General features: G+C 56.5%; 22 protein-coding genes and 3 pseudogenes. 9 read left to right on the top strand and 16 right to left on the bottom strand.

The window, feature by feature from the left end:
* Window positions 1-11 precede the first annotated feature (11 nt).
* The 5 genes from BJP35_RS12845 to hpxU all read right to left on the bottom strand — a co-directional run bounded on the left by BJP35_RS12845 (window position 12) and on the right by hpxU (window position 3870).
* On the bottom strand, window positions 12-749 hold the full coding sequence (locus tag BJP35_RS12845; protein ID WP_020884737.1) for an amino acid ABC transporter ATP-binding protein: 738 nt from the start codon (window positions 747-749) through the stop codon (window positions 12-14).
* A complete protein-coding gene (locus tag BJP35_RS12840; protein WP_025204495.1) occupies window positions 730-1386 on the bottom strand; it encodes an amino acid ABC transporter permease in 657 nt (218 codons plus the stop codon). Before BJP35_RS12840 ends, BJP35_RS12845 begins: the two co-directional genes overlap by 20 nt.
* The gene (locus BJP35_RS12835) at window positions 1386-2051 is read right to left on the bottom strand and encodes an amino acid ABC transporter permease (RefSeq protein WP_086463304.1); all 666 of its coding nucleotides are present in this window, start codon (window positions 2049-2051) and stop codon (window positions 1386-1388) included. Before BJP35_RS12835 ends, BJP35_RS12840 begins: the two co-directional genes overlap by 1 nt.
* Window positions 2052-2055: 4 nt before the next feature.
* Entirely contained in the window at window positions 2056-2838 is a 783-nt protein-coding gene (locus BJP35_RS12830; RefSeq protein ID WP_020884739.1) for a transporter substrate-binding domain-containing protein, read from the bottom strand.
* Window positions 2839-3030: 192 nt separating this feature from the next.
* A complete protein-coding gene (hpxU, locus tag BJP35_RS12825) occupies window positions 3031-3870 on the bottom strand; it encodes a MurR/RpiR family transcriptional regulator HpxU (RefSeq protein ID WP_020884740.1) in 840 nt (279 codons plus the stop codon).
* Between the two features lie 153 nt (window positions 3871-4023).
* Here hpxU and hpxW point away from each other — a divergent pair, with 153 nt between their 5' ends.
* The 4 genes from hpxW to hpxZ are packed head-to-tail and all read left to right on the top strand — an operon-like array spanning window position 4024 to window position 7583.
* The gene (gene hpxW / locus BJP35_RS12820; RefSeq protein WP_086463303.1) at window positions 4024-5607 is read left to right on the top strand and encodes an oxamate amidohydrolase; all 1584 of its coding nucleotides are present in this window, start codon (window positions 4024-4026) and stop codon (window positions 5605-5607) included.
* Window positions 5608-5617: 10 nt separating this feature from the next.
* Window positions 5618-5806 carry an oxalurate catabolism protein HpxX gene (gene hpxX, locus BJP35_RS12815; protein WP_014169467.1) on the top strand — a complete coding sequence of 63 codons (189 nt, stop codon included), beginning with the start codon at window positions 5618-5620 and terminating at the stop codon, window positions 5804-5806.
* The gene (locus BJP35_RS12810; RefSeq protein WP_047744282.1) at window positions 5803-7200 is read left to right on the top strand and encodes an AtzE family amidohydrolase; all 1398 of its coding nucleotides are present in this window, start codon (window positions 5803-5805) and stop codon (window positions 7198-7200) included. Before hpxX ends, BJP35_RS12810 begins: the two co-directional genes overlap by 4 nt.
* The gene (gene hpxZ / locus BJP35_RS12805) at window positions 7197-7583 is read left to right on the top strand and encodes an oxalurate catabolism protein HpxZ (protein WP_032677834.1); all 387 of its coding nucleotides are present in this window, start codon (window positions 7197-7199) and stop codon (window positions 7581-7583) included. The genes BJP35_RS12810 and hpxZ overlap by 4 nt, the downstream gene beginning before the upstream one ends.
* 90 nt (window positions 7584-7673) lie before the next feature.
* Here hpxZ and puuE read toward each other — a convergent pair.
* The 3 genes and pseudogenes from puuE to BJP35_RS12790 all read right to left on the bottom strand — a co-directional run.
* A pseudogene (puuE, locus tag BJP35_RS12800) lies at window positions 7674-8591 on the bottom strand (allantoinase PuuE); the annotation flags it as partial.
* A pseudogene (gene hpxA / locus BJP35_RS12795) lies at window positions 8491-9364 on the bottom strand (allantoin racemase). The pseudogenes hpxA and puuE, both read right to left, overlap by 101 nt.
* Entirely contained in the window at window positions 9364-10080 is a 717-nt protein-coding gene (locus BJP35_RS12790) for a GntR family transcriptional regulator (protein WP_086463302.1), read from the bottom strand. The pseudogene hpxA and the gene BJP35_RS12790 overlap by 1 nt, the downstream one beginning before the upstream one ends.
* Before the next feature lie 144 nt (window positions 10081-10224).
* Here BJP35_RS12790 and BJP35_RS12785 point away from each other — a divergent pair, with 144 nt between their 5' ends.
* Both BJP35_RS12785 and guaD read left to right on the top strand, forming a co-directional pair.
* Window positions 10225-11721, top strand: a complete 1497-nt coding sequence (locus tag BJP35_RS12785) for an NCS1 family nucleobase:cation symporter-1 (RefSeq protein ID WP_047357200.1) — start codon at window positions 10225-10227, stop codon at window positions 11719-11721.
* Between the two features lie 99 nt (window positions 11722-11820).
* Window positions 11821-13140 (top strand): guanine deaminase, encoded by a 1320-nt coding sequence (gene guaD, locus BJP35_RS12780; protein WP_086463301.1) that lies wholly within the window; start codon window positions 11821-11823, stop codon window positions 13138-13140.
* On the opposite strand, the gene uraH is transcribed toward guaD, so the two are convergent.
* Both uraH and uraD read right to left on the bottom strand, forming a co-directional pair.
* Window positions 13120-13443 (bottom strand): hydroxyisourate hydrolase, encoded by a 324-nt coding sequence (gene uraH / locus BJP35_RS12775; RefSeq protein WP_032677832.1) that lies wholly within the window; start codon window positions 13441-13443, stop codon window positions 13120-13122. The genes guaD and uraH overlap by 21 nt on opposite strands.
* Window positions 13440-13940, bottom strand: coding sequence for a 2-oxo-4-hydroxy-4-carboxy-5-ureidoimidazoline decarboxylase (uraD, locus tag BJP35_RS12770; protein WP_086463300.1), 501 nt, complete (start codon window positions 13938-13940; stop codon window positions 13440-13442). The genes uraH and uraD overlap by 4 nt, the downstream gene beginning before the upstream one ends.
* 242 nt (window positions 13941-14182) lie before the next feature.
* On the opposite strand from uraD, the gene hpxO reads away from it, so the two are divergent.
* Genes hpxO through BJP35_RS12755 form a run of 3 tightly spaced genes read left to right on the top strand, consistent with a single transcriptional unit; the run spans window position 14183 to window position 17352 of the window.
* Window positions 14183-15337 carry an FAD-dependent urate hydroxylase HpxO gene (gene hpxO, locus BJP35_RS12765; RefSeq protein ID WP_047744271.1) on the top strand — a complete coding sequence of 385 codons (1155 nt, stop codon included), beginning with the start codon at window positions 14183-14185 and terminating at the stop codon, window positions 15335-15337.
* A gap of 17 nt (window positions 15338-15354) precedes the next feature.
* Window positions 15355-16389, top strand: a complete 1035-nt coding sequence (gene hpxD, locus BJP35_RS12760; RefSeq protein WP_032677828.1) for a molybdenum cofactor-independent xanthine hydroxylase subunit HpxD — start codon at window positions 15355-15357, stop codon at window positions 16387-16389.
* A 12-nt stretch (window positions 16390-16401) separates the two neighbouring features.
* Window positions 16402-17352 carry a PDR/VanB family oxidoreductase gene (locus tag BJP35_RS12755; RefSeq protein WP_047744269.1) on the top strand — a complete coding sequence of 317 codons (951 nt, stop codon included), beginning with the start codon at window positions 16402-16404 and terminating at the stop codon, window positions 17350-17352.
* Window positions 17353-17614: 262 nt separating this feature from the next.
* On the opposite strand, the gene BJP35_RS12750 is transcribed toward BJP35_RS12755, so the two are convergent.
* The 6 genes and pseudogenes from BJP35_RS12750 to BJP35_RS12725 all read right to left on the bottom strand — a co-directional run.
* Window positions 17615-19006 carry a VasL domain-containing protein gene (locus tag BJP35_RS12750; RefSeq protein WP_047357194.1) on the bottom strand — a complete coding sequence of 464 codons (1392 nt, stop codon included), beginning with the start codon at window positions 19004-19006 and terminating at the stop codon, window positions 17615-17617.
* 87 nt (window positions 19007-19093) lie between these two features.
* On the bottom strand, window positions 19094-19438 hold the full coding sequence (locus tag BJP35_RS12745; protein ID WP_240485685.1) for a hypothetical protein: 345 nt from the start codon (window positions 19436-19438) through the stop codon (window positions 19094-19096).
* Window positions 19439-19528: 90 nt separating this feature from the next.
* A complete protein-coding gene (gene tssE, locus BJP35_RS12740) occupies window positions 19529-19978 on the bottom strand; it encodes a type VI secretion system baseplate subunit TssE (protein ID WP_047357193.1) in 450 nt (149 codons plus the stop codon).
* Window positions 19979-20195: 217 nt separating this feature from the next.
* Window positions 20196-21034 (bottom strand): annotated as a pseudogene (locus tag BJP35_RS12735) (type VI secretion system Vgr family protein); the annotation flags it as partial.
* Between the two features lie 704 nt (window positions 21035-21738).
* Entirely contained in the window at window positions 21739-22533 is a 795-nt protein-coding gene (locus tag BJP35_RS12730; RefSeq protein WP_047357190.1) for a hypothetical protein, read from the bottom strand.
* Window positions 22534-22544: 11 nt separating this feature from the next.
* Window positions 22545-24664, bottom strand: a 2120-nt coding sequence (locus tag BJP35_RS12725; protein ID WP_256971762.1) for a type VI secretion system Vgr family protein, incomplete at its 5' end; no start/stop codon positions are given.

Below are 24664 nucleotides of genomic sequence, written 5' to 3'. Positions count from 1 at the left end.
TTAGTCCTTAGTTAATTGAGGCCGCGCACGGAGGAGATAAACTGTTTAAGCTCAGTGGTCTGTGGGTTAGCGAACAGCGTTTTACTGTCGCCCTGCTCCCAGACGCGCCCCTGATGCATAAACACCACGCGGTCGCCCACTTCGCGGGCAAAATTCATTTCATGGGTCACCAGGATCAGCGTCATCCCCTCAGCGGCCAGTTGTTCCAGCACCTTGAGCACTTCGCCTACCAGTTCCGGATCGAGCGCGGAAGTTATCTCGTCACAGAGTAAAACTTTAGGCGACATCGCCAGAGCACGGGCAATCGCCACGCGCTGCTGCTGGCCGCCGGAGAGGCTTGACGGGTAGTAATCCAGACGGTCACCCAGCCCGACTTTCTCCAGCATGCGCTGCGCCAGCACCTGACATTCTGCTGCGCTTTTCTTCAGCACCCGACGTGGCGCGAGCATCACGTTTTCCATCGCCGTCATGTGCGGGAAAAGGTTGAAGTTCTGAAATACCATGCCGACCGAGCGGCTGATTTCACGCGCCTGGGAATCCCGGTCGGTAATGGTCATGCCGCCGAGCTTGATGCTGCCGTCCTGATACCCTTCGAGGCCGTTAATGCAGCGCAACAGCGTGCTTTTACCCGAACCGCTGCGCCCGATAATTGAAATGACCTGGCCCATGTCGATGTCCAGATCCACGCCCTTGAGCACGTGGTTATCGCCGTAGTACTTCTGCACCTGATTAATGGTGATGAGAGGCATTGAATTTAGTCTCCAGATAACGGCTGTAGCGCGACAGCGGATAACACAGAATGAAGTAGCCGAGCGCCACCAGCGCAAAGACTTTAAACGGCTGATAGGTCACGTTGGTCAGCATCGTCCCGGCCTTGGTCAGCTCGATAAAACCGATAATGGATGCCAGCGCGGTCCCCTTAATCACCTGCACGGCGAACCCCACCGTTGGGGCGATGGCGATGCGTAACGCCTGGGGAGCCACCACGCGAAACAGCGTCTGGCCGAAGGTCAGCCCCAGACAGCGCGACGCCTCCCACTGCCCTTTCGGCAGCGCACGAATACTGCCAAACCAGATATCAAGCAAAAAGGCGCTGGTGTAGAACGTCAGGGCCAGCGACGCGGCGGTCCACGGCGAAACATCGATACCCAATAGCGCCACGCCGAAGAAGGCCAGGAACAGTTGCATCAGCAGCGGCGTGCCCTGAAACAGTTCGATATAGCCGCGGATAAGACGTTTTACCGTACGCCCACCCGTGAGGCGCAACAGCAACAGCGGCAGCGTTACCGCCGCCCCGCCGACAAACGCCACCAGCGACAGCAGCACCGTCCAGCGTCCGGCGAGCAGCAGATTGCGAATAATGTCCCAGTCGGTAAAGGTGGTCATCATGCCTGTACCCCCAGCCACTTCCGTCCTGCCACCATCATTAGCTGGCGCAGGGTAATTGACAGCACCAGGTAAATTCCGGTGGTCACCAGATAGACCTCAAAGCTCAGGAACGTTCTTGACTGAATCAGGTTGGCGGAAAAAGTCAGCTCTTCATAGGAGACCTGCGACACCACCGACGAACCGAGCATAACGATAATGCACTGGCTGACCAGCGCCGGATAAATACGCTGCAGTGCCGGTGGCAGCACCACGCGTATAAACGTTTGCAGGCGGGTAAGCCCCAGCACGCGGCCGGCCTCCCACTGTCCTTTGGGCGTAACCTGAATACCGGCACGGACAATCTCCGTGCTGTACGCGCCCAGGTTGACGACCATTGCCAGCAGCGCCGCTTCGCCCGCCGTCATCTTCAGCCCCAGATTCGGCAGACCGAACACAATGAAAAACAGCTGCACAACAAAGGGCGTGTTGCGGATAATCTCCACGTAGCCGCCCCAGATCCGGCTGAACCACGTCGTCCGGCCGCTGCGAATCGCCGCCCCGAAAATACCGATCGCCAGCCCGCCGAGGGTTGCCATCACCGTCAGTTGAATGGTGACCCACAGCCCTGCCAGCAGCGCCGGCCAGTACGGCCAGAGCGCAGAGAAATGGAGTTGCTCTGTCATCGCCTTACACGCCCAGGCTTGCCGGCAACGGCGCTTTCAGCCACTGCTCAGAGAGGCTATTCAGGGTGCCGTCTTTAATTCCCTGCTCGATCACCGCATCAACTTTCGCTTTCAGCGCCGGTTCGTTTTTCTTCAGCCCGATAAAGCACGGCGAGTCCTTCAGCATAAAGCTCGGAACCGGGGCTTTGGCGGCGTTCTGGCGGGAAATCGCCGCCACGACCAGATTACCTGTCGCCACGTACTGGACCTGACCGGACAGGTAAGCCGACAGGGTGGTGTTATTGTCTTCGTAGCGTTTGACGTCTGCATCTTTCGGCGCAAGGCTGGTCAGCACCATGTCCTCCACCGCACCGCGCGTCACGCCAATGGTTTTTCCACTCAGCTGAGCAGCATCTTTCAGTTCAGCCCCTTTCGGGCCGAACACGCCGAGGAAGAACGGCGCATAGGCACGGCTAAAATCGATCACCTTTTCACGCTCGGCGTTTTTACCGAGGCTTGAGATCACCAGATCCACCTTATCGGTTTGCAGATACGGCACGCGGTTGGCACTGGTCACCGGCACCAGCTGCAGCTTGAGCTTCATCTGTTTTGCCAGATAGCGCGCCATGTCAATGTCGTAGCCCTGCGGCTGGAGATCGGTCCCGACCGAACCAAACGGAGGAAAATCCTGCGGGACGGCGATACGAAGAGTGCCGCGTTTCTCAATATCCTGAAGCTGGTCAGCTTTTGCTGGCAGGTTTGCAAACAGACAGACGGCCCCGGTCAGTGCAATCAATAACTTTTTCATGGTGCTTCCCCGTAACGTTAACATGAAACAAAAGATTCTTTGAATTGGATTTTGCAACTAATGTGCCAGATGAAGCGAAACGGGAAATTTTCTCTGAAGGCCTGATAAAACGAGAGCGGGGCGGAAAAGGCCTCCCTTTTCCGCCCCGCTTTTCTGCACTATTTTAATGCAAAGCACCAGCCTGATGCCCCATTATCGCTGTTCCAGTTCGTCCAGCTGCTGATACAGGGAGGCGATATCGTGGATCCGGGGACGGCCTTTATCGAGGATTTCATGCAGGAAGGCGTTAGCCAGCAGGTTGATCAGACTGTTGACCGACGAGTAGCTGTCGTACGCCGAGACGCTGTCCAGCGGGGCGCAGAGCTGCCAGCTGGTCAGCGGAAACAGGCTGTGCGCCTGCGGCTCACACATCAGCAGAACCGGAATACCGCTGTGCTGAAGCTGCTGCAACAGCGGCCGAACGATCCGCGGGCGACGGCGAAATGCCATCATAATCACCAGATCGTCGGGCGTTAAATCGACCAGTTCCTCGCTCAGGCTCTGCCCCGGCTGCGGCAGCAGCAGCACCTGTCCGCGCGCCTGCAACAGCTGCTGGCGCAGGTGCAGCGCCGCCGGATAGGCGTTGCGCATCCCGATAATCACAATCCGCCGCGCCTTCACCATTGAGGCCATGGCCTCGGCAAACTGCTGAGCATCCAGAGCGTTGACCCACTGGGTGAGGTTTGCCATCTCCTGCTTATAATGCCGCGCCAGCAGAGTGTTGCCCTGCACCGCATCGCGGTTATCGGTCAGCGGCATGCCGCTCTGGCGCAGCGTGCGCAGTTCGTCGCGCATCTCTTTATACTTCTCATAGCCCAGACGCTTAAACAGACGGCTCACCGTGGCTTTCGACACCCCGCTCAGCTGCGCCAGCTCGGCGCTGTTATAACTAATGAGGTCGTCGAAATGATCAAAAATAAAATCAGCCACCCGTTGCTCCTGCGGTGACAACGACGCGTATTGCGCTTTCAGACGTTCATCAAGCTGTTCCATAAAGCCTCTGTAACTTTTGTTTCACCTCACTATACCTTTCATTAAGCATGCCAGCTTCTTAAAACGTTATGTTACGACTGACGTGAAACTTTTCATTCATAACTGGAACAGCTTTTGCAGCACCTTGTGACTTTTGGGTTATGAGGACTCTCCATGCAAAGTAATGTCTCCGTACACGGAATGGCCGTGGCGCCCCACCATCTTGCCAGCCAGAGCGCCCTGGCCATTCTGCGCGAAGGCGGTAGCGCGATTGAGGCAATGGTCGCCGCCGCCGCAACCATTGCCGTGGTTTACCCGCACATGAACGGTCTCGGTGGGGACGGTTTCTGGCTTATCGTGCCGCCTGACGGCGAACCGGTTGCCATTGACGCCAGCGGCGCAGCAGGCTCACTGGCGACGCTTGCCGCCTATGACGATGTCTCTCAGATCCCCCATCGCGGGCCTCGCGCGGCGCTGACCGTGGCGGGAACGGTGAGCGGCTGGGACGAAGCGCTGAAGGTTTCGCGCACGCTGACGGGCACCGCTCTTCCCCTGAATCGTCTGCTGGCAGACGCCATTGACTATGCCCGAAACGGTACGCCGGTGACCGCGTCTCAGGCCGCCGCCACGGCCAGTAAGCTGGATGAACTGAAGGACCTGCCCGGCTTCGCGGAGACCTGGCTGACGGACGGCAAACCGCCGCAGGTCGGCAGCCGGTTTTATCAACCGGCGCTGGCCTCCACGCTCTCCCACCTCGCAGATGACGGTCTGGACAGTTTTTATCGCGGCCCGCTGGCGGAGCATCTGGCCCGGGGCATGGCAACGCTGGGGCTGCCCATCACCCTGGCTGACCTAAACGCGCATGTCGCCCGGCGCACCACGCCGCTGAAATTACAGCATCAGCAGGGCGAAGTGTGGAACCTTGCGCCGCCAACGCAGGGGCTGGTGTCGCTGGCGATCCTCGGGATAACCGACCGCCTGTCCATGGCCGATGCTGACGAAGCGACCACCGTTCACCGCATTGTAGAGGCCACCAAACTGGCGTTTGGTCTGCGCGATGCCCATATCACCGACCCGCGTGAGCTGAAAACCGATATCCAGAGTCTGCTGGATCCTGCCGCACTGGCCGCCCTCGCCGACCAGGTCGATGATAACCAGGCCGCACCGTGGGGCTGCGGCAAAGGCCCTGGTGATACGGTCTGGATGGGGGTGATGGATAACAGCGGACTTGCCGTGTCGTTTATTCAGAGCATTTATCACGAGTTCGGCAGCGGCGTGGTCCTGCCTGATACCGGCATCGTCTGGCAAAACCGGGGAGCCTCATTCAGCCTCAATCCCCGTCACCTGCTGGCGCTTGCGCCAGGAAAACAACCGTTCCACACCCTGAACCCGGCAGCCGCGCGTCTGCATGACGGACGCGTCATGGTCTACGGCTCGATGGGCGGTGACGGCCAGCCGCAAACCCAGGCCACCCTGTTTACCCGCTATGTGGTGCAGGGGGTACCGCTGCAGGAGAGCATCGCCCGCCCGCGTTGGTTACTGGGGCGCACCTGGGGACAGACGTCCGACACTCTGAAGGTGGAAGGCCGCTTTACGCCGCAGACCGTCGCGCGCCTGCAGGCGCTGGGCCACGACGTGGAGTGCCTCCCGGAATTCAGCGAAGCCATGGGCCACGCGGGTGCGATTGTTCGCCATCCCAACGGGCTGTTTGAAGGGGCATTTGACCCGCGCAGCAACGGCGCCGCCGCCGGATTTTAAGGAGAGACTGATGAATACCACACAACCTGACTGGCATGCCTATCTGGCGCAAATGGAGTCCGTGCTGGGCGTTGAGCTGGATGACGCCCGCCGGGCAGAACTCTATGTGCAGTTCTGCCGTATCGCGGCGATGGCCGCCCCGCTGATGGCGCTGCCGCTTGATGACCGTCTGGAGATCGCAGGAGTATACAAAGCATGACGCTACACGAGATGAGTATCAGTGAGATCCAGCAGGCGCTGAGTGCAGGCGACCTGAGCGCCCATGAAATCGCCCGCCAGACCCTGGAAGCCATTACGCGCATCAATCCCCATATCAACGCCTGGACCACCGTCACGGAAGAACGCATGCTGGCCGAAGCCGAAAATATCGACACCCTGCGTCGGGAGAAACGCCCTCTGCCGCCGCTGGCGGGCATTCCCTACGCGGTGAAAAACCTGTTCGACGTCGCCGGGCACACGACCCTTGCCGGTGCAGAGCTGTTCAGCCAGCGCCCCCCCGCCACCGCTGACAGCTTTGCGGTACGCCAGCTGCGCAGTGCCGGAGGCTTATTGTCGGGGATGGTCAACATGGATGCCTACGCCTACGGCTTTACGACGGAAAACAGTTACTACGGCGCAACGCGTAACCCGCACGATGTGACGCGCATTGCCGGAGGATCGTCCGGCGGTTCTGCCGCCGCGGTCGCTGCCGGACTGGTCCATTTTTCGCTCGGTACCGACACCAACGGGTCGATTCGCGTACCGGCCTCCCTGTGCGGAATATACGGTCTTAAGCCCACTTTTGGTCGTCTGTCACGCGCCGGCAGCCATCCGTTTGTCGCCAGTCTGGATCACATCGGGCCGTTTGCCCGTCGCGTGAGCGATCTGGCGTCGGTGTACGATGCACTGCAGGGTCGGGATACCAGCGACGGATTTCAGGCGGAGAGCTCCCGGGAGCAGACCCGGCCCCTGCTCGACCGCGGTCTGGATGGTTTGCGCTGCGCGGTGCTCGGCGGCTATTTCAGTACCTGGTGCGACAGCGACATGCGAGACACCGTGTCGCGGGTGGCAAAAGCCCTCGACGTGCAGGAAACGCTGCAATTCCCCGATGCCGAGCTGGCCCGCTCCGCGGCGTTTATCATCAGCGCCTCGGAAGGCGGAAATCAGTACCTGCCCGCGCTTCGCCGCGAGCCCGGGCGTTTTGAACCGCACTCCCGCGAGCGACTGCTGGCCGGCGCGATGATCCCTTCAGCCTGGTATATTCAGGCCCAGCGTTTTCGCACGCAGGCCCGACAGGCGTTTAAAGCGCTGTTTGCGCAGGCCGACGTGCTGATCGCCCCGGCCACGCCGCGCAGTGCAACGCAAATTGGCGAAGAGATTATGGAGATCAACGGCCAGCCGTTACCGGTTCGCGCCAGCATGGGCATGCTGACGCAGCCGATTTCGTTTTTAGGTTTACCCGTTACCACCGTCCCGCTGCGCACCGCTCAGGGCAGACCTGTTGGCCTGCAGTTGATCGCCGCGCCGTTTAACGAGCAAGCCTGCCTGCGCGTGGCGCGGGTGCTGGAAGCAAGCGGAATAACCGATGCCCGGCCGGCGGAGATGGCACCATGATAAATCACGATGACATTAATCTTCCGTGGGTCGTTGCAGAAGTGACCGCAGCCTTTTACCGCTATGAAGATGCGCTGGTAAGCAACAACATTCCGGTACTGGATGAGCTGTTCTGGCACGACAAAAACACGGTGCGTCTCGGTGCGGGCGAAAACCTGTACGGCATTGAGGAAATCCGCGCCTTTCGGGCGGCGCGCCCGTCCGCGGGTCTGCAAAGGACGTTGCGCCATACGGTAATCACCACCTTCGGAGAGGATTACGCCGTGTGTAGCACCGAATTCACGCGCGAAGGAACGGAGCGGATTGGCCGCCAGCAGCAGACATGGGTACGCTTCCCGTACGGCTGGCGAATTGTGGCGGCGCAGGTGAGCGTGATGGCGTAATGCTAATAACCCTGCCCGATGGCGCTTTTCCCATCAGATAAGCAGCAGGCCGGGACAGGCGTCACCGCCGCCCGGCGCACTGCTGGACCGTTATTGTTGGAACGGGTGCACCTCACGCCAGTGATCGGCTATCTGCTGGCGGGTACAGACCCATACCCGATCGTGCTGCGCAAGGTAATCGAGGAACCGCTGGAGTGCACGAAAACGCCCCGGACGCCCCAGCAGACGGCAATGCATGCCGATGGACATCATCTTCGGCGCACATTCCCCTTCTTCGTACAGCACGTCAAAGCTGTCTTTCAGGTAGGTATAAAACTGTTCGGCGGTGTTGAACCCCTGCGCGGTCGCAAAGCGCATGTCGTTGGCATCCAGGGTATACGGCACAATCAGGTGGGGTTTGCGCGTGCCGTCGCTGCACGCCACTTGCGTCCAGAACGGTAAATCATCGCCATAGTAGTCGCTGTCATAGTCAAAGCCCCCATGCTCCACTACCAGCTGGCGGGTGTTTGGGCTGTCACGCCCGGTGTACCAGCCGGCAGGCGGTTTGCCAAACAGGTCAGTCAGGACATGCACCGCCTTGTGCAGGTGCTCGCGCTCCTGGTTGATATCCATACTTTGATAGTGGATCCAGCGCCAGCCGTGGCTGACCACGTCATAATCAGCCGCTTTAATGGCGTCAACGATATCGGGATGTCGCGCCAGCGCCATTGCCACGCCAAAGACCGTCAGCGGCAGGCCACGCTTGCAGAATTCGTTATGGATCCGCCAGAACCCGGCACGGCTGCCGTATTCATAGAGGGAGTCCATCGACATGTGTCTGTCCGGATAACTGGCCGCACCAATGATGTCCGAGAGGAATTGTTCTGAGCCGGCATCACCGTGCAGCACGTGGTTTTCCGCCCCTTCTTCATAATTGAGTACAAACTGCACGGCGATGCGCGCCTGGTTCGGCCACTGCGCGTGCGGCGGCTTGCCTGCATAGCCGCGTAAGTCCCTCGGATAATCTTCGTTAAAAAGCGCCATTATCACCCCCTCAATTAAAATGGATTCAGTGCCTGAAAGTGTCCGCTCAACGCTTTTTTCTCCGGGAAAGCCAGGTCCCCGTGCTTGCTGGTTGACAGCCCCAGCGCCACCAGCGACTCGACCATTTTCACCGCCGCACTGACGCCGTCGATCACCGGCACGTGCAGCTCGCGCGTCAGCTCCTGCGCCAGCGTCGCCATTCCACCGCAGCCGAGCACAATCGCGCCGCAGCCATCTTCTTTCAGCGCCTGGATGCAGCGCGCGCGCACCTTCTCCTGAGCCAGGCCGCTACCGTCTTCCAGTGCCAGCACCGGCAGATCGATGGCATGCAGGGCTGCACAGTGGTCCTGGAAACCATACTGGTGCAACAGATGACGGGCGATAATCCGCGTGCGCGGCAGCGTGGTCACAACGGAAAAGCGCGTTGCCACCAGCGTGGCCATATGCATCGCAGCTTCTGCGATACCGATGACCGGCCCCTGCGCCAGCTCGCGCGCCGCCAGCAGGCCGGGGTCACCAAAGCAGGCAATCACGTGTCCATCCACGCCCTGTTGCCGTCCGCGTTTTATCTGTTCGAGAACGCCCACGGCGGCGATGGCCTCATCAAAATGACCTTCTATCGAGGGCACACCTGCGCTCGGGCAGACGGCGAGGATCTCCGTTCCCGGAGCTGCCACCGCGCGGGCTGCGGCGCCGATGGTTTCCGTCATCGCGAGGCTGGTGTTGGGGTTAATCACTTGTATACAAACAGACGACATTACGACTCCTTGTGGCTGGCGAACAGCCGGGCAAAATCAGGCAGGCACTCACCGGCCCGTTCGAAACAAAGGCTGGCGACAATATGTTCAAAATGGTGCATTAAGGCCTCACTCAGGGGCTGGAGCGCCTTCTGGCGCAAGAGTTCGACCAGTTGCTCGTGGTCATTGCAGCGGCAGCCCTGACGCCACGGCGCGCCCCAGGCTGCGATCACCAGCGACGACCGCTGGCTCAGTCCGGTCACCATCTCTGTCAGCACCTGATTGCCTGAAATGGCCTGAAGCTGAATATGGAAATTGGCGGAGTGGCGGATTGCGGCGGGGCCGTCATACGCCTCGTGCGCCTGCTGCTCCTGGCGAATAATCCCTTCCAGTGCAGCCAGATGCGGCGGCTGACAGTGGGCCAGCACGTCCGGCAGGCTAGCCACCTCAAGCAGAGCGCGCGTGCGGAAGATCTGCTGCGCCTCTTCTACCGTCGGGCTGGCCACGTGTGCACCACGTTTGGGCGTTAAGGTGACCATTTGCACAGCGGCGAGTCGTTGCAGCACCTTGCGAATACCGGTGCGGCTCACGCCGAAGACCTCAGCCAGCGCCTCTTCAGGCAATTTACTTCCCGGGAGCAACTGATGTTCGACTATCGCGGTCATCAGCGCCTGAAAGATGGATTCATCTTTGTCATGCAGGTCTGGCGCGGTCTGCAGGCTGTTTATGTTGTTCATTAACCACTCCGATTTTTACTTTTCGCTATCAAATCGTATACATAAAAATAAAATATTGCATACAAGATTTATTATTTTGGCCTGGATCCTGCAACACCGTCTGCACTCCCACTTAACGGGTTTTCATTCACAGGAGCAGGTTTCATGCCAAACAGACAAAACGCGCAGCACGGTACGGCCGCTGATTCCGGTGCGGTTTACAGCCCACGGCTTTGCAATGAGGATCTGGCACCGACGCGTGACCAGAACTGGAGCTGGTACAACATCTTTTCTTTCTGGATGTCGGACGTCCACAGCATGGGGGGTTATGTTGTTGCCGCGAGCTTCTTTACGCTCGGGCTGGCAAGCTGGCAGGTCTTGCTCTGCCTGCTGATAGGGATTTGCATTGTGCAGTTGTGCGCCAACCTGGTGGCGAAACCGAGTCAGATGGCAGGCGTACCCTACGCGGTGATTTGCCGTCAGGCATTTGGCGTTTTCGGGGCCAATATTCCGGCGGTGATCCGCGGGCTGATTGCTTTCGCATGGTACGGCATTCAGACCTACCTGGCCGCCAACGCGCTGATGCTGGTAGCGCTTAAGTTCTGGCCTTCACTCGCGACGCTCACCACCGGTTCGTTCCTGGGCCTGTCGCATCTTGGCTGGATCTGTTTCGCTATCATGTGGGTGCTGCAGGCGATGGTCTTCTGGCACGGCATGAGCGCCATTAAGCGCTTTATTGATATCGCAGGTCCGGCGGTCTACGTGGTGATGCTGGCGCTGGCGGGATGGATTGTATACAAGACCGGTTTTGACGGCATCTCCTTTACCCTTGCCAGCAAATCCCTGAGCGCCGGTGAGCAGACCTGGCAGATGATCACCGCCACGGCGCTGGTGGTCTCTTACTTCTCCGGCCCGCTGCTCAATTTTGGTGACTTCTCCCGCTACGGTAAAAGCATGGGGGAGATCCGCCGCGGTAACCGCTGGGGCCTGCCGTTTAACTTCCTGCTGTTCTCCATCGTTACCGTGGTGATTGTGTCGGGTACGCAATCGCTGTTTGGCCGCATGATCACTGACCCGATTGAAACCGTCAGCCGTGTGGGCAACGATCTGGCCGTGGCCATTGGCTTGCTGACCATGATCACCGCCACCATCGGGATCAACATCGTGGCGAACTTCGTCTCCCCGGCGTTTGATTTCTCTAACTGTTCACCGCAAAAAATCAGCTTCCGCACCGGGGGGATGATCGCCGCCGTCGGATCTATCCTGTTAACCCCGTGGAACCTGTTTAACTCGCCGGAGCTTATCCACTACACTCTGGACGTGCTCGGGGCGTTTATTGGCCCGCTGTTCGGGATTCTGATTGCCGATTTTTACCTGATTAAGCGCGGCAAAGTCTCCGTAGACGATCTGTTTGATGACACGCCAAAAGGCAAATACTGGTATCGCAACGGTTTCAACCCGAAAGCCATCGGCGCGCTGGTGCCATCCGTTGCCGTTGGACTGGTGATAAGCTTTATTCCCTCCCTGCATGAAGTGGCAAACTTTAGCTGGTTTATCGGCGTCTTCCTGGGCGGGGTCACCTACCGCTGGCTGGCGCGGGAAGAGCGTGAAGCGGCAGGCGCCTCGTCGTTCAGCCCCCGTGTGGCGACGCAAAAAGAGTAACCCTTCCTCCGGGCCGCAGTTCCTCTGCGGCCTTTTTCATTCTGGCACCGTTTTTGCTCAGTCTCATCACCCCGCTACGCAAACACTAAGGCAGGAATCATGATGGACTACCAGACTGCGATCCGCGGTGCATTTTTTGATATTGCCCAGGTCTGCGACAGTGCAGACGTTATCGCCCAACAGGCGCGCTACCTTGAAGACGGGCTGCTGTTCATCCATAACGGCAAAATTCTGGCGCAGATGGCCTGGCAGGAGGGCGAGCAGTATCTTGATCCCTATAAAGGGTACACCGACCTGCGCGGCAAACTGCTGCTCCCGGGTTTTGTCGATACCCACGTCCATTACCCGCAGACGGAGATGATTGGCGCTTTTGGTGAGCAGCTGCTGGAGTGGCTGACCACCTACACGTTCCCGGTAGAAAGCCAGTTTGCCGATGAGGCCTATGCGAAAGAGATTGCGGCGTTTTTCATCAACCAACTGGTCAGCCACGGCACCACCACCGCGCTGGTGTTTTGTACGCTGCATCCTGAATCGGTCGAGGCGCTGTTCACCGAGGCCCTGCGCCTTAACATGCGCCTTATCGCCGGCAAGGTGATGATGGACCGCCACACGCCTGACTACCTGAGTGAAACCGCGAAAGAGAGCTACCGGCAGACGCGCGAGCTGATCCAGCGCTGGCACCACCGTGGACGGTTGGGCTACGCCATTACGCCACGCTTTGCCCCGACCTCCTCACCGGAACTGCTGGCCGCGGTCAGCCTGCTCAGAGAGGAGTTTCCCGACACCTGGATGCAGACCCATCTGAGCGAAAACCCAAATGAAGTGGCCTGGGTAAGCGATCTGTGGCCGGAACATGAACGTTATCTGGATGTGTATCATCATTACGGGCTGACCGGAGAACGCAGCGTGTTTGCCCATGGGATCCACCTCCATGAGAGTGAATGGCGCTGTCTGCACGATACCGGCTCGGCGGTGGCGTTTTGCCCCACCTCGAACCTGTTTCTCGGCAGCGGACTGTTCCGCTTACCCGCCTGCTGGCAATACCAGGTGCGTATGGGCATTGGCACCGATGTGGGTGCCGGAACCACCTTCAGCATGCTGCGCACCCTCGGGGAGGCGTACAAGGTGGGTCAGCTGCAGAGCTACCGCCTGCGCGCCAGCGAAGCGTTTTATCACGCCACGCTGGGCGGCGCTCACGCCCTGAGGCTGGACGATAAAATTGGCAATTTCGCCCCCGGCAAAGAGGCCGATTTTATCGTCATCGACCCGGCCGTTACGCCGCTACAGCGCCTGCGTAACCGGCGCTGTCAGGACATTTATGAGAAGCTGTTTGTGCTGATGACCCTGGGCGACGAGCGCAATATTAGCGAGACCTGGGTCAACGGTGTGCAGGTGTGGTCAACTACCGCGGTAGGTTGACCACCCGCCCGGCGCAATCACAAACGGCAGGTGGAAGTGCTCGTCTGCCGTTTCTCCCGTCACAAAATCGATCTGCGCGCAGGGGTAAAGCGTGTCGCGGCCGGTTTCGGTGAACCAAGCCCCTATCTCGGCCACCAGCCGGTAACGTCCTGCAGGCAGGAAAGGGATAAACGCGGTGATGCGCCCCTGGGCGTTAGTGAAAGCAGTGGCCAATACGACGCCGTCCTGCTCAAGATAAACCCTTACGCCCTGCGCCGGTTTTCCCGTCGAAATATCAAGAACATGCGTGCTTAACGTACTCATTCGTCAATGACTCCTTCCAGCCGAAGCAGCGTAATTTCCCGCAGCTGTTCCAGTGCGGCCTGTACCTCCTGCGCATCGCTGTTTTCCAGCCGGGCGTTGAGGGCGCGTAAAATCTCCTCACCGCTACGGCCTTTCGCGCGGATCAAAAACACGCGTCCAAAACGGGCCTCGTAGCGAGCGTTCCCTTCCTGCAGTGCCTGTGCCAGCTGCCTGTCGCGGTTGTCGATGGCACCCTGCTCCTGGCGCGAAAGCATCGCCTCCGCCCGGGCTCCCGTCGGTTTCTCACCAATACGCGGGTGCGCATTCAGGGCCTGCGTAAGCGCCGTTTCATCCCAGGTTTGGGCCAGCACCCGGGCGGCGTCGAACAGTGCTTTGCGGTGTAAATAGGGCCGCCCCTGCACCAGCGCATCGGCCCAGTCGGGCAACGCCACGCAGGGCTGCAACCGCGCGAGCGCCTCTTCGTGGCTCAGTTGATTAAAAGTTTGCAGTGCAATCATACTCACTCCCGTCATATCGTCGTTTTCTCGCTTTGCACAAACTACGCCACTCTTGCCATCCCCCATGAAACAGTCGATTCCGGATCGCACAACAGGAAATTATTGATTCATAAAAAGGCATTCTCACCGCGTTTGCGCACCTTAGCAGTGCAAAACCACCCCATACAACGCGCTTTTCGCCACTCTGCAGCCTGGTACGCAAATTGCCCTTCCCTTTTTACACCCTGCAAAAGGAGAGAAGCATGAGAGCAATCGTTATTGGCGCGGGCATTGGCGGCCTGAGCGCCGCTGTAGCGCTGAAGAAGGCGGGAATCGACTGTACCGTGTTTGAGGCCGTGAAAGAGATGAAGCCCGTCGGTGCGGCAATCTCCATCTGGCCCAATGGGGTGAAATGCATGCAGCACCTCGGAATGGGCGACATCATCGAGACCTACGGCGGCCCTATGCGCTTTATGGCCTATAAGGATCACCGGCGCGGCGATACCCTCACCCGCTTTAGCCTTGCCCCGCTGGTCGAGCGCACGGGCGGTCGCCCTTGCCCCGTGTCGCGTACGGAACTGCAGCGCGAAATGCTGAACTTCTGGGGGCGCGATAACGTTCAGTTCGGCAAACGCGTTGAAAGCGTCCGTGAGGACGCGGCTGGCGTCACCGTCACCTTCACCGACGGCACTACCGCGACGGGGGATTTCCTGATTGCCGCCGATGGCAGTCACTCCGCGGTTCGCCCGTACGTGCTGGGCTATACGCCCGAGCGCCGCTACGCCGATTACGTCAACTGGAACGGGCTGGTGAAGATTGATGAAGAGATTGCCCCTGCGCACCAGTGGACCACCTTCGTCGGCGAGGGCAAGCGCGTTTCGCTGATGCCCGTCGCCGGCGGACGCTTCTATTTCTTTTTTGATGTTCCGCTCCCCCTCGGGCTGGCGGAAGATCGCACTACCCTTCGCGCCGATCTCACGGGCTATTTCCGCGGCTGGGCGCCACCGGTACAGAAGCTCATCGCCGCGCTGGATCCCGAGACCACCAACCGTATCGAAATCCACGACATTGAACCGTTCGACACCCTGGTGCGCTGCAACGTGGCGCTTCTTGGCGATGCCGCGCACAGCACCACGCCGGATATCGGCCAGGGCGGATGCGCGGCGATGGAGGACGCCGTGGTGCTGGGTGAATGCCTGCGCGAGAACCACAACATCGCACTGGCGTTGCGGCAGTACGAAGCGCTGCGCTGTGACCGGGTCCGTGACCTGGTGCTTAAGGCCCGTAAACGCTGTGATATCACGCATGGCAAAGACATGGCATTGACCCGGGCCTGGTACCAGGAGCTCAAAGAGGAGACCGGAGAGCGCATCATTAACGGTCTGTGCGACACCATTCAGGCCGGGCCTTTAGGCTGAACGCGAGAGGGACAACCATGAAAATACAACCGACTCCACCCGCCCATTGTACGTTTGAGCCAGAGGACTGGCTGCGTCTGGCAAAATGCTGGCATCCGGTTGCTCGCGCCTGCGACATCGGCGCGGCACCGGTCAAAGCCACCCTGCTCGACGAACAACTGGTTATCTACCGCGTCAAAGACCAGGTTGTGGTCGCCCGGGACGTTTGCCCGCACCGCGGCGTACCGCTGACGCTGGGCTTTCACGATGAACACGGGATTATCTGCCCTTATCATGGCTTACGCTTTGGTGAAGATGGACGCTGCAACCGCATTCCGTCCAGCCCTGACCAGCCGGTTCCCGCGAAGCTTAACCTGATTAACTATGCCGTGGAGGAGCGCTTTGGGTTGATCTGGACCTGCCTGGCGTTTGATCCGGATAACCCAATGCCGCTGCCCACCATGCCGCACTGGGATAACGACGGATTTCAGCAGATCAACTGCCCGGCGTTTGAAGTGAATGGCTTCGCCGGCCGTCAGGTGGAAGGGTTTCTGGACGTGGCGCATTTTGCCTGGATCCACACTGACACCTTTGCTGACCCCAATAATCCGCTGGTTCCCCATTATCAGCCCCAGGAGACGCCGTTTGGCTTTGTTGCCGATTACTGGAGCTCGGTGAGCAACTACCCCGCCAGCTCCGATGTCCAGGCCCCGGAAGGCTTCCAGTGGCTGCGTCATTTTGAAATGCATCTGCCGTTTACCGCCACGCTGACGATCCATTTTCCGGGGGAAGCCAGGCTGGTGATCATGAACGCCGCCTCGCCCGTCTCTTCACGGGTAACCCGCATGTTCGCCCCTATCGCGCGCAACTTTGACCTGCATATTCCGGTAGAGGAAGTGCACGCCTTCAATTTGCGTATTTTTGAAGAAGACCGCCTGATGGTTGAGACGCAGCGCCCGGAAAGCCTGCCGCTGGATCTGACTCTGGAAGCCCATATCCCTGCGGATAAAAGCTCGATTGCCTACCGCCGGGGGCTGAAAAAGATGGGCTTCGGCGAGTTTTTCCTGGTGTGACGGAGGAACGTGATGAGCGAAATGTTAAGCGTTATTGTCGACGGTCTCTGGCGTGAGGGGGATAAGAGTCTCGCCGTCAGGCTGGTGTCAGAATGCGGTGAAGCCCTGCCGGGCTGGCAGCCCGGGGCGCACATTGACGTGCATCTGCCCTGCGGGCTGGTTCGCCAGTATTCGCTGACCGGAGCAAGCGACAGCGAGAGCTACCTTATTTGCGTAGGACGTGAAGCCGCCTCGCGCGGCGGGTCACGCTATGTTCACGAGACGCTACGTCCGGGGCAGAAACTGCTTATCTCCTCACCGCGCAATCTGTTTGCGCTGCACGAGGCTGAACGCTTCTTGCTGCTGGCGGCAGGGATAGGCATAACGCCCTTGTATGCAATGGCCCGGCAGCTGGAGGCTTCCGGTACCCCGTTTACGCTGCACTATTACGTTAAAGAGTATGGCAACGCGGCGTTTGCACGTGAACTCAGGCAATTTAAACACGGCGAGTGTGTCATCCATACCATCAGCCCGCGCACTGCGCTGGCAGAGCACATGCCCACGCCAGCGCCCGGTTTCCACACCTGGGTCTGCGGGCCGGCAGGCTTTATGGAGAAAGTGTATCAGGTCGCCCTCACGAGAGGCTGGGCGGAGAGCAATCTTCACAGCGAAGCATTCCAGCCCGTTATGCCCACCGACTGTAATGAAACGGGCGAGATTTTTACAGTCAAGCTGGCATCAACCGGCGAGCGCTGGCCGGTGCCGACGGACAAAACTATCGCGCAGGTGCTGCTGGACAACGGCGTGGCGGTACCGCTCTCCTGTGAAATGGGGATTTGCGGCGCCTGTCTGACGCCGGTTATCGACGGCGTAGTGGATCACCGGGATAGCGTGCAGTCGGAGTCAGAGAAAAGCGCGGCAGACCAGCAGGTGGCGCTGTGCTGCTCGCGAAGCCATTCAGGGGAACTGGTGATTGGGTTGTAGAACGAAAAAACCCTGCGATATTGCTATCGCAGGGTTTTCGGATTTGGCGGGATCCACGGATAGTCAAAACAAACGGCATACCGGGTTTCGGAGAAAAAGCATGTCCATAATCACCGATATCACTTCAAAAACAGCAGACCGGACGATAAAACGATCCCTCATGGCAGCATAACTGGCCTGACGCTTCATCATCTTAAAACGGGGAAATATCCGTGAAGCTTCCCGTCATAATGACGAGTTTTAAAGTATCTTAACGATGGATTTACTCTGATGCATTCCGTTTTATTTCAGCATATCGGGCTGCCAGTTGTTTCAGATGCATCTCCAGCTGAGACCGCGCAGCTGCAGGTAAAGGTACACCAGGAGGATTTTCTGACAAGATACGCAGTTGCTCTTCAGCCGGTATGGACTGGTTAAAAGACTGCCGGACGGAAAATACAACGGACTTCAGTTCACTGACCGTCATGTATTTGCCTTTCTGCTCATCAAGCCCGTTCAGCCGGTCACTCAATTTTTGTAGCGTTGACATTCCCTTATACCAGCCATTGAGCTGTTCTACCGGTAATGCGGCAGCATTAAGGTGTTGTTGCCACTGTTGTGTCAGGGGTTTTGCTTGCTCCGGCCACAGCACCTGAGCCTGTTCTGTAAGTTTTCGGCTGTAAGTAATACTCCAGTCAGGAGGCAATTTATCCAGTCGGGCAAGCTGCTGCTGTGTTTGTTCTATCATTGTTTGTGATGACGGAGATTGCTGACGCAACATATCCAGTTTTTCAGGCGCAAGAGGTGCAGGTAACGGAGCCAGTGAGGCAGCAAGCTGAGTCTGTAGCGGGTCTGGCCGGTGAAGAAATTGCCAACTCCACACAGCGCCCGTACTTATTATCAGCATGGTACACATTCCGGCAGCGAAGGATTTCCACTTTTTTACCTGAGTGGGCATTGCCGTCAGTACTTCCACATTTGCGTGGTGGTCTGGCTGTGCAACGAATACCCACTTCACTGGGCTGTCTGGCGCTGGGGTCTCTTCAGAGAGACTACCGGTATGAGAGCCTGTTGATATGACTGCACCATTCTTTACGGTGGCAGGCAGGACAATACCAGACTGAATATTCGACCCGCTACCGGTTGTATCGTTGCTGTTTTCCAGCCGGACAGCACTGTTGTGCATCAGGGAACGCAACGTATCGAGCTGGCTCAGATGCTTAAGCTCCAGACGTTGAAGCACCTCCCCCAGACTGCCAAGTAGTTGCTCAGCCCGATACAGTTGTCTGAGGTCGCTGTAATTGAGCGGGAGCGAGCGCATCCGCTGCTGAAGACGCTGGTTCAGACTGCTGAGTATTTCCATGCGGGCATGTACCGGCTGCGGCCACAGTGTCCCCCATTGATGGCTTATCAGCGCATCCAGTATCGCCAGGCCTTCATTGAGGCCGAATAAGCCGGCCAGCTGCGTCCGTGCCAGCGTGTACCAGGCCGCCGTCTGTAACTCCACACCGTTTTGCTCAAACAGTGAAAGGCAGAGTTTTTCGACATAATGCCAGTTCACATCCGGACGGGCCGGATGTGTCAGCTTACTCAGTTCATCACGCAGGGTGGCATAATCCGCTAACGTGCGCGGATCGCCACCGGTTTTGATTTTTCGTGGATTGATGTCATTCATGGCTGAATATCCAAATGAAGGTTGCGGTGCTGTACTTCCTGTTTATGCAGCTTCACCACAAGTCTGCTGGTACTGCCAGGTTAATAGCTATGAAAGAAGCGCTAAAACCAGACAAAAAGAAGTACTTTGATCAAAAGGTTGTACTGTGCGCAGCAACATCCCCGGGGGATTAAAGGTCCAGTCACTGAAATGACCTGCCCTTATGAACAGGCGCCCCAAAGAGATCACGCAACCTTCTGCATGAAGGGTCACTTCCACGCATCCGGTCACGCCCTGGCCGTACAAAAATACTGGTGTCAATTTCACAGACTGGTCATCTACACACAGAAAGATATCGGTAATCTCAAGAGCCCCGTACTCCACCAGCAGATCCGTAACGGATGTAATCAGCGTCCCCTCGTTCAATCCGATACCCTCCAGCCACGCGTCCATTTGCTCCTGAAGCTGCGCATTCGCTGGCAAAACTCTGCAATATCGGCCTGACTCTTACTGGGTGTTGGAACTGGTGAAAGCTGTCTGGCCTTACATACGGATTGCGGTATCGAGATACTGCTGTTGCTTCAGGTGCCTCAGCATCACTCGCCCTTCGGGCATAAACTCGGTGCCGTAACGTACGAGGCCAATGCCCTTAAGCTCAGCATCAATGGCATAACGCAACTCTCCTGGCACGTGCTGTTCGAGTAAAGTTACATTGAGGGACTGCAAACGGGGTTCATACTTGAGCAGGACACCGGCCAGCGTATCGATCAGCTCGTGGGCTGTACCCGGCATGCCTTGCAGAATTTTAGTCATATCCGGCAAACCATAATCTGGTAAATGGGATATAGTCCCGGCTCGGGCGTTCAAAATACGCTGGATGTTATCCAGTACAGATAAAATGACCTGGTCTTCTTCGTTTACAACTTCAAGGGGAAGATCCCCTGTAAAGTTGCCGGCAAGAATTTCATATAAAGAGGGCGTTTTTTGATTCATAATATAGCAAATTATTTTAAATGATAGAGGTTTAGATTCTAAGGGATGTGAATTACCTTATGTTTCTTTTAAGGATTTTTTGCAAAAATAATTATTGAACAACCGGATAATGAGGAACAAAACATCAATATTACTCGAAGTGGATTTGTTCCATACCAAGCATAAAGATAATAACCAGGCTAAAGATTACTGAAGAGTGCTTTGGTTTTATAGATGTTGCTAGAAATGTAATGGATTCGGTCTCCGGCTCCGGGCTGGTGTCATCACCTGCGTCACGATAAGGCGCTGAGTAGCGGTAATGCCCCCCGGTGGTGACCGCATCGTTACGCACGCTGACCGTCGCATCCATCGGTGTGGAGGCTGTTCGGTAGTTGTAATCCCGCGTGGCGACCGTGCCGGTGGCAAGGGTGTACCAGGTTCGTACATCCCAGACCGACTCTGCCGCACCGTCAAACAGACCCGACGGCTCGCTGCAGGGCAGGCGCACATCAAACTGGTAGTTGAGCTGGCTGTCGGCCAGTATGTACGTATCCAGACCGCGCACGTCGTCCATCACCGTACGCCAGTAAATCCCCACTTCAGACAGAATGCGCCGGATAAACTCAAGGTCCGTTTCAAGCCACTGAGTGATAATTTCACGCGGCGGGTACGTGCGCTCCAGTCTGAACTCAAAATCGGGTCCCTCCAGCCCGTGTTTGCGCAGCACCTGCTCAACCACCTCAGGAACGGACTGGTTCTGATATAACGCGCACTGTCGGGTGTATACAGGCGGGAACTGAGCGTAAGACGGTAGTGGGACTGATCCTTTGAGGTGGAAAGCCATTCCAGGCGGGTAATAATACCGTGGACATTTTTACCGCTCCGCATCCGGAAAGAGGCATATTTCATCAGGACCTGTTCAGGGGAAATGTTCCTCTGCGAAGTGGTGAACTCGATATCCCACTTAAACGGCTCGCTCAGCGCTTCCCTGCCGCGAAAGCGCAGAACATCCGGCTTCACCGAACTGTCATTGATATCCAGAAAGTAACGGGTCTGTCCGTCAAAAAGCGCTAACATTTTGTTGACTTCTTGCCTTGCAGATATCGACTATTTGGAAAAGCGTTGGAGCCATTCCCTATATATTGAGACACTCATAAATGTTAACTGTACTCTGGGATCTTGCTCATTTGTAAGCTCAAGAAGAAGATTACCTGTAAAATTGCCGGTGAGAATTTATATATTGCTTATGCCTTTATTGTAAATTTCCATTCAACCAAGACATAGAAAAGACCAGAAATATAACGCAGGCAATGAATAATGAAACATTCCTGAACATTTCCACTTCAAAGAAGAGGTATGCTGGATAAACAATTAACAGAATATATTTAAGTCGCCTTGCTGTTTTGGATGTGTGCGACTCAGAAGGTACTTTTCTCAATTTACCATTTAATGAGAAAACAAATAGATAAGACAAAGAAGAAGAGAGAATAAACAATAAGGCCCTATATGGAAAATCAGCTTCAAAGATTTCAATCCCCAATAGCAGAGTTGAACTTATTGCTACGATGATACCTATTGCTTGCTTGGGAACAACTGCTGATATAAATATGCAAAACACAAGAATTAAATATACATAAAAACCATATAGGTTTGTTGATATGTGGATTTTATGTGGAATAAAAAACTGGGCGTAAAGTAAAGAAATCGAAATGGTGATGATTCTATAGATCATACATGCTAACAAGCCGATCAGTAGTTTACTATTAAATGAATTAATGTTTTTATTTATTCCATGCCGCATAGTTATCATACTCTTCTGAGGTTATAGAGTTACCTAATGCATCAGTTGACGCTCCATTATCTTGCTCGACAACATTCACAGCAGGGTAAGTGCTACCACCAGATTTAATGCTATATGTAAATCTTTGGCTTGCATATAACGCCCCTCGGAGCACAAAGAAATTATCATACGTATTAGTTCTATCGGCAACATCAGTACGTTTACCAGTTCCCCATATCATACCGGTTTCAACTGTTGATGGTATATTTTTTTCCATTCTATATGTGTCTATGGCGAAAGGTATTTGCCCAACGGCATCAGTCCAGTATGGAATTTTATTTATCATTACGAGGAGATAGCTGGCACCACCCACACTATTATTTTTCCAGTCGCCCTCACCTTTTGGACGAAAAGCCAAAGGCGTTCTATCGATAACTGAAAATTCTGCAATATCATCCCAAGTGAATATTTTGTAAGCTTCTTTTGCGTAATCAGCTTCGTTAACATACAACAATTCCCGATAGTTATCTGCCAATGGTTCAAACCATTGATACTGGAATTTATCATACAACTCTTGAGCTGTCATGATTTTAAAAGAATCCTTTTCACCCCCTCTCAAAACGAACAAAACATCAGCGTTTTTTCTTGTGATTATCAAAATGTTTGGCACTTCAATTTTATGGGCTTCTTCATCTTTTTCAGGCGTGGTATTACCTTTTATTCCTAATTCCGTTTTTTCATTTTTTGTAACGATAAAATAGGGGGCGCCATCGACTTCAATATTTATTTTTTTCATTGAATTATTACTCAGCTTAAAAATACCCAATACTCAGACTCACTGTCTTTCTTGTCGATATATCCATCTGCGCCAGAGCCTGAAAGTATTTCCTCTCCCTCCATTGTTTCAACACGATAATTGACATTTGAAGAGAAATTTAACTTTCTGTCGTAATACTGAGTGATCATTACCATCTGCTTCAATGACTCAATTGGTAGATTGGTTGCACCAGCAAACATCGTCCGCTTCACCTTCCGCAAATAAGACGCCGTCGTACCATACTCGACCTTCCCGGCCTCAAGTCGCAGATAGCTTCCGCCGCCGATCAGCGTGATACGTTTTTTTCCGGCCAGGGAGATGTCATTCGCCGAGCTCAGCGTCAGCTTCTTCTCAGCGAACAACCGCAGGCTGGCGTTTTGCGCCTGGATATCTATTGGCCCTTCTCCGGATTTGACGCTCAGTTGGCCGGTGCGGGCAAAGAGCCCCAGTTTTTCTCCGGCCAGCGTGGTTAGATTGCCCATAGTTCCGACGCTGATATCGCCCCCGGCGTTGACGACCACGTTTCGTGCTGCGGCCAGTTGCATATCTTCACCACTGGTCAGGGCCATGCCTTCCGGGGCTGTGAAATGCACAGCTTCATTGAGCGGTTTCAGCCGCTGCTCAAACATCTGTATCTGGCTGTCGACATCCGCTTTCAGGGCCTGCGCTTTTTCGGCGGCTATTTCCAGTTGTTGCAGTTGCTGATTAAGCCTGTCGATTTCCTTCAGCGCGGCATCCATGTCCAGGGCTTCGCCCTGCGCTTTTGGCTGTCCGTCCGCGCTGGCAAACAGCCCTTTCGCGGCACGGATGCTTCCGTATTCATCAGTGCGCAGTTCGCTACCGGTGCCGCGGGATTTGCCCTGATTGTCCACCAGGTGCCCGCTGTTGAGCTGCGTCTTGCCGTATTCCGTGGCGAGCTTGATATGCTCCTCGCCGCGTTTGTCCTCCATCCGCAGCTTATTGTTCGCCGGCGTGAGCAGCACGTTGCGGGTGTGATTGTCCCGGTTCACGAGGTCCGGATGTTCGGAGTCGTGCAGTGCATACGCGATGTACGGCAGGTCAATATCGCCATTGCTATACGCAATGGCCACTTCAGTGCCGTCAATGAGCGGCGTATGCCAGCCCAGCGTGTCACCGGCAGTCGGCTTCGCCATACGCAGCCACAGATACCCAAAGCCCTGCTCTGTTCCTTCGCGGTCGAAGTCCGGCTTTACCCGGTAGCGACCCTGCTCATCCAGGTGCGCGTAGATATCATTTTTCTCCCGGCTCTCGACGCGGGCCGGAAGTGTGCCGTGGATTTCAGGGCGCGGGATTTCAGTTGGGCGGAAACAGTAGCGTTCGGTATAAGGCATCCCCCAGACCGACACATGCAGACGGGAATCCCTGGCGCCCCGGAAGGTCACGAGCGTGAGGAGCACGCCTTCCTTCAGGGCAGCAATGACATCGCCCTGCGGCTCCAGCATCTGTCCTGGAGTGAGGTGTGCCGCATTGCTGAACAGGTGAATACAGGCAGTCCTGTTCAGCTCACGCTCATGGTGGAGTCGGGCGTAGAATGCCCCGCTTTCGGTGACCGGCTCCGGGTCGGTGTCGTCACCCGCTTCACGGTACGGCGCGGCATAACGGTAATGCTCCCCGGTCGTCACCGCGTCATTGCGAACACTGACGGTGGTATCCATCGGTGTGGAGGCTGTCCGGTAGTTATAATCCCACGTGGCGACAGTGCCGGTGGCAAGGGTGTGCCAGGTTCGTACATCCCAGACCGACTCTGCCGCACCGTCAAACAGACCCGACGGCTCGCTGTAGGGCAGGCGCACATCAAACTGGTAGTTGAGCTGGCTGTCGGCCAGTATGTACGTATCCAGACCGCGCACGTCGTCCATCACCGTACGCCAGTAAATCCCCACCTCAGACAGAATGCGCCGGATAAACTCAAGGTCCGTTTCCCGCCACTGGGTGATAATTTCACGCGGCGGGTACGTGCGCTCCAGTCTGAACTCAAAATCAGGTCCCTCCAGCCCGTGTTTGCGCAGCACCTGCTCCACCACCTCAGGAACGGACTGGTTCTGATATACCGCACACTGACGGTGGTATCCCAGGAGCGCCAGGCGGG

Source organism: Enterobacter sp. J49, from assembly GCF_002148625.1.
GTDB classification, from domain to species: domain Bacteria; phylum Pseudomonadota; class Gammaproteobacteria; order Enterobacterales; family Enterobacteriaceae; genus Enterobacter; species Enterobacter ludwigii.
Note: the sequence above shows the minus strand (reverse complement) of the source record. Positions and strands in the feature narration are given on the sequence as shown.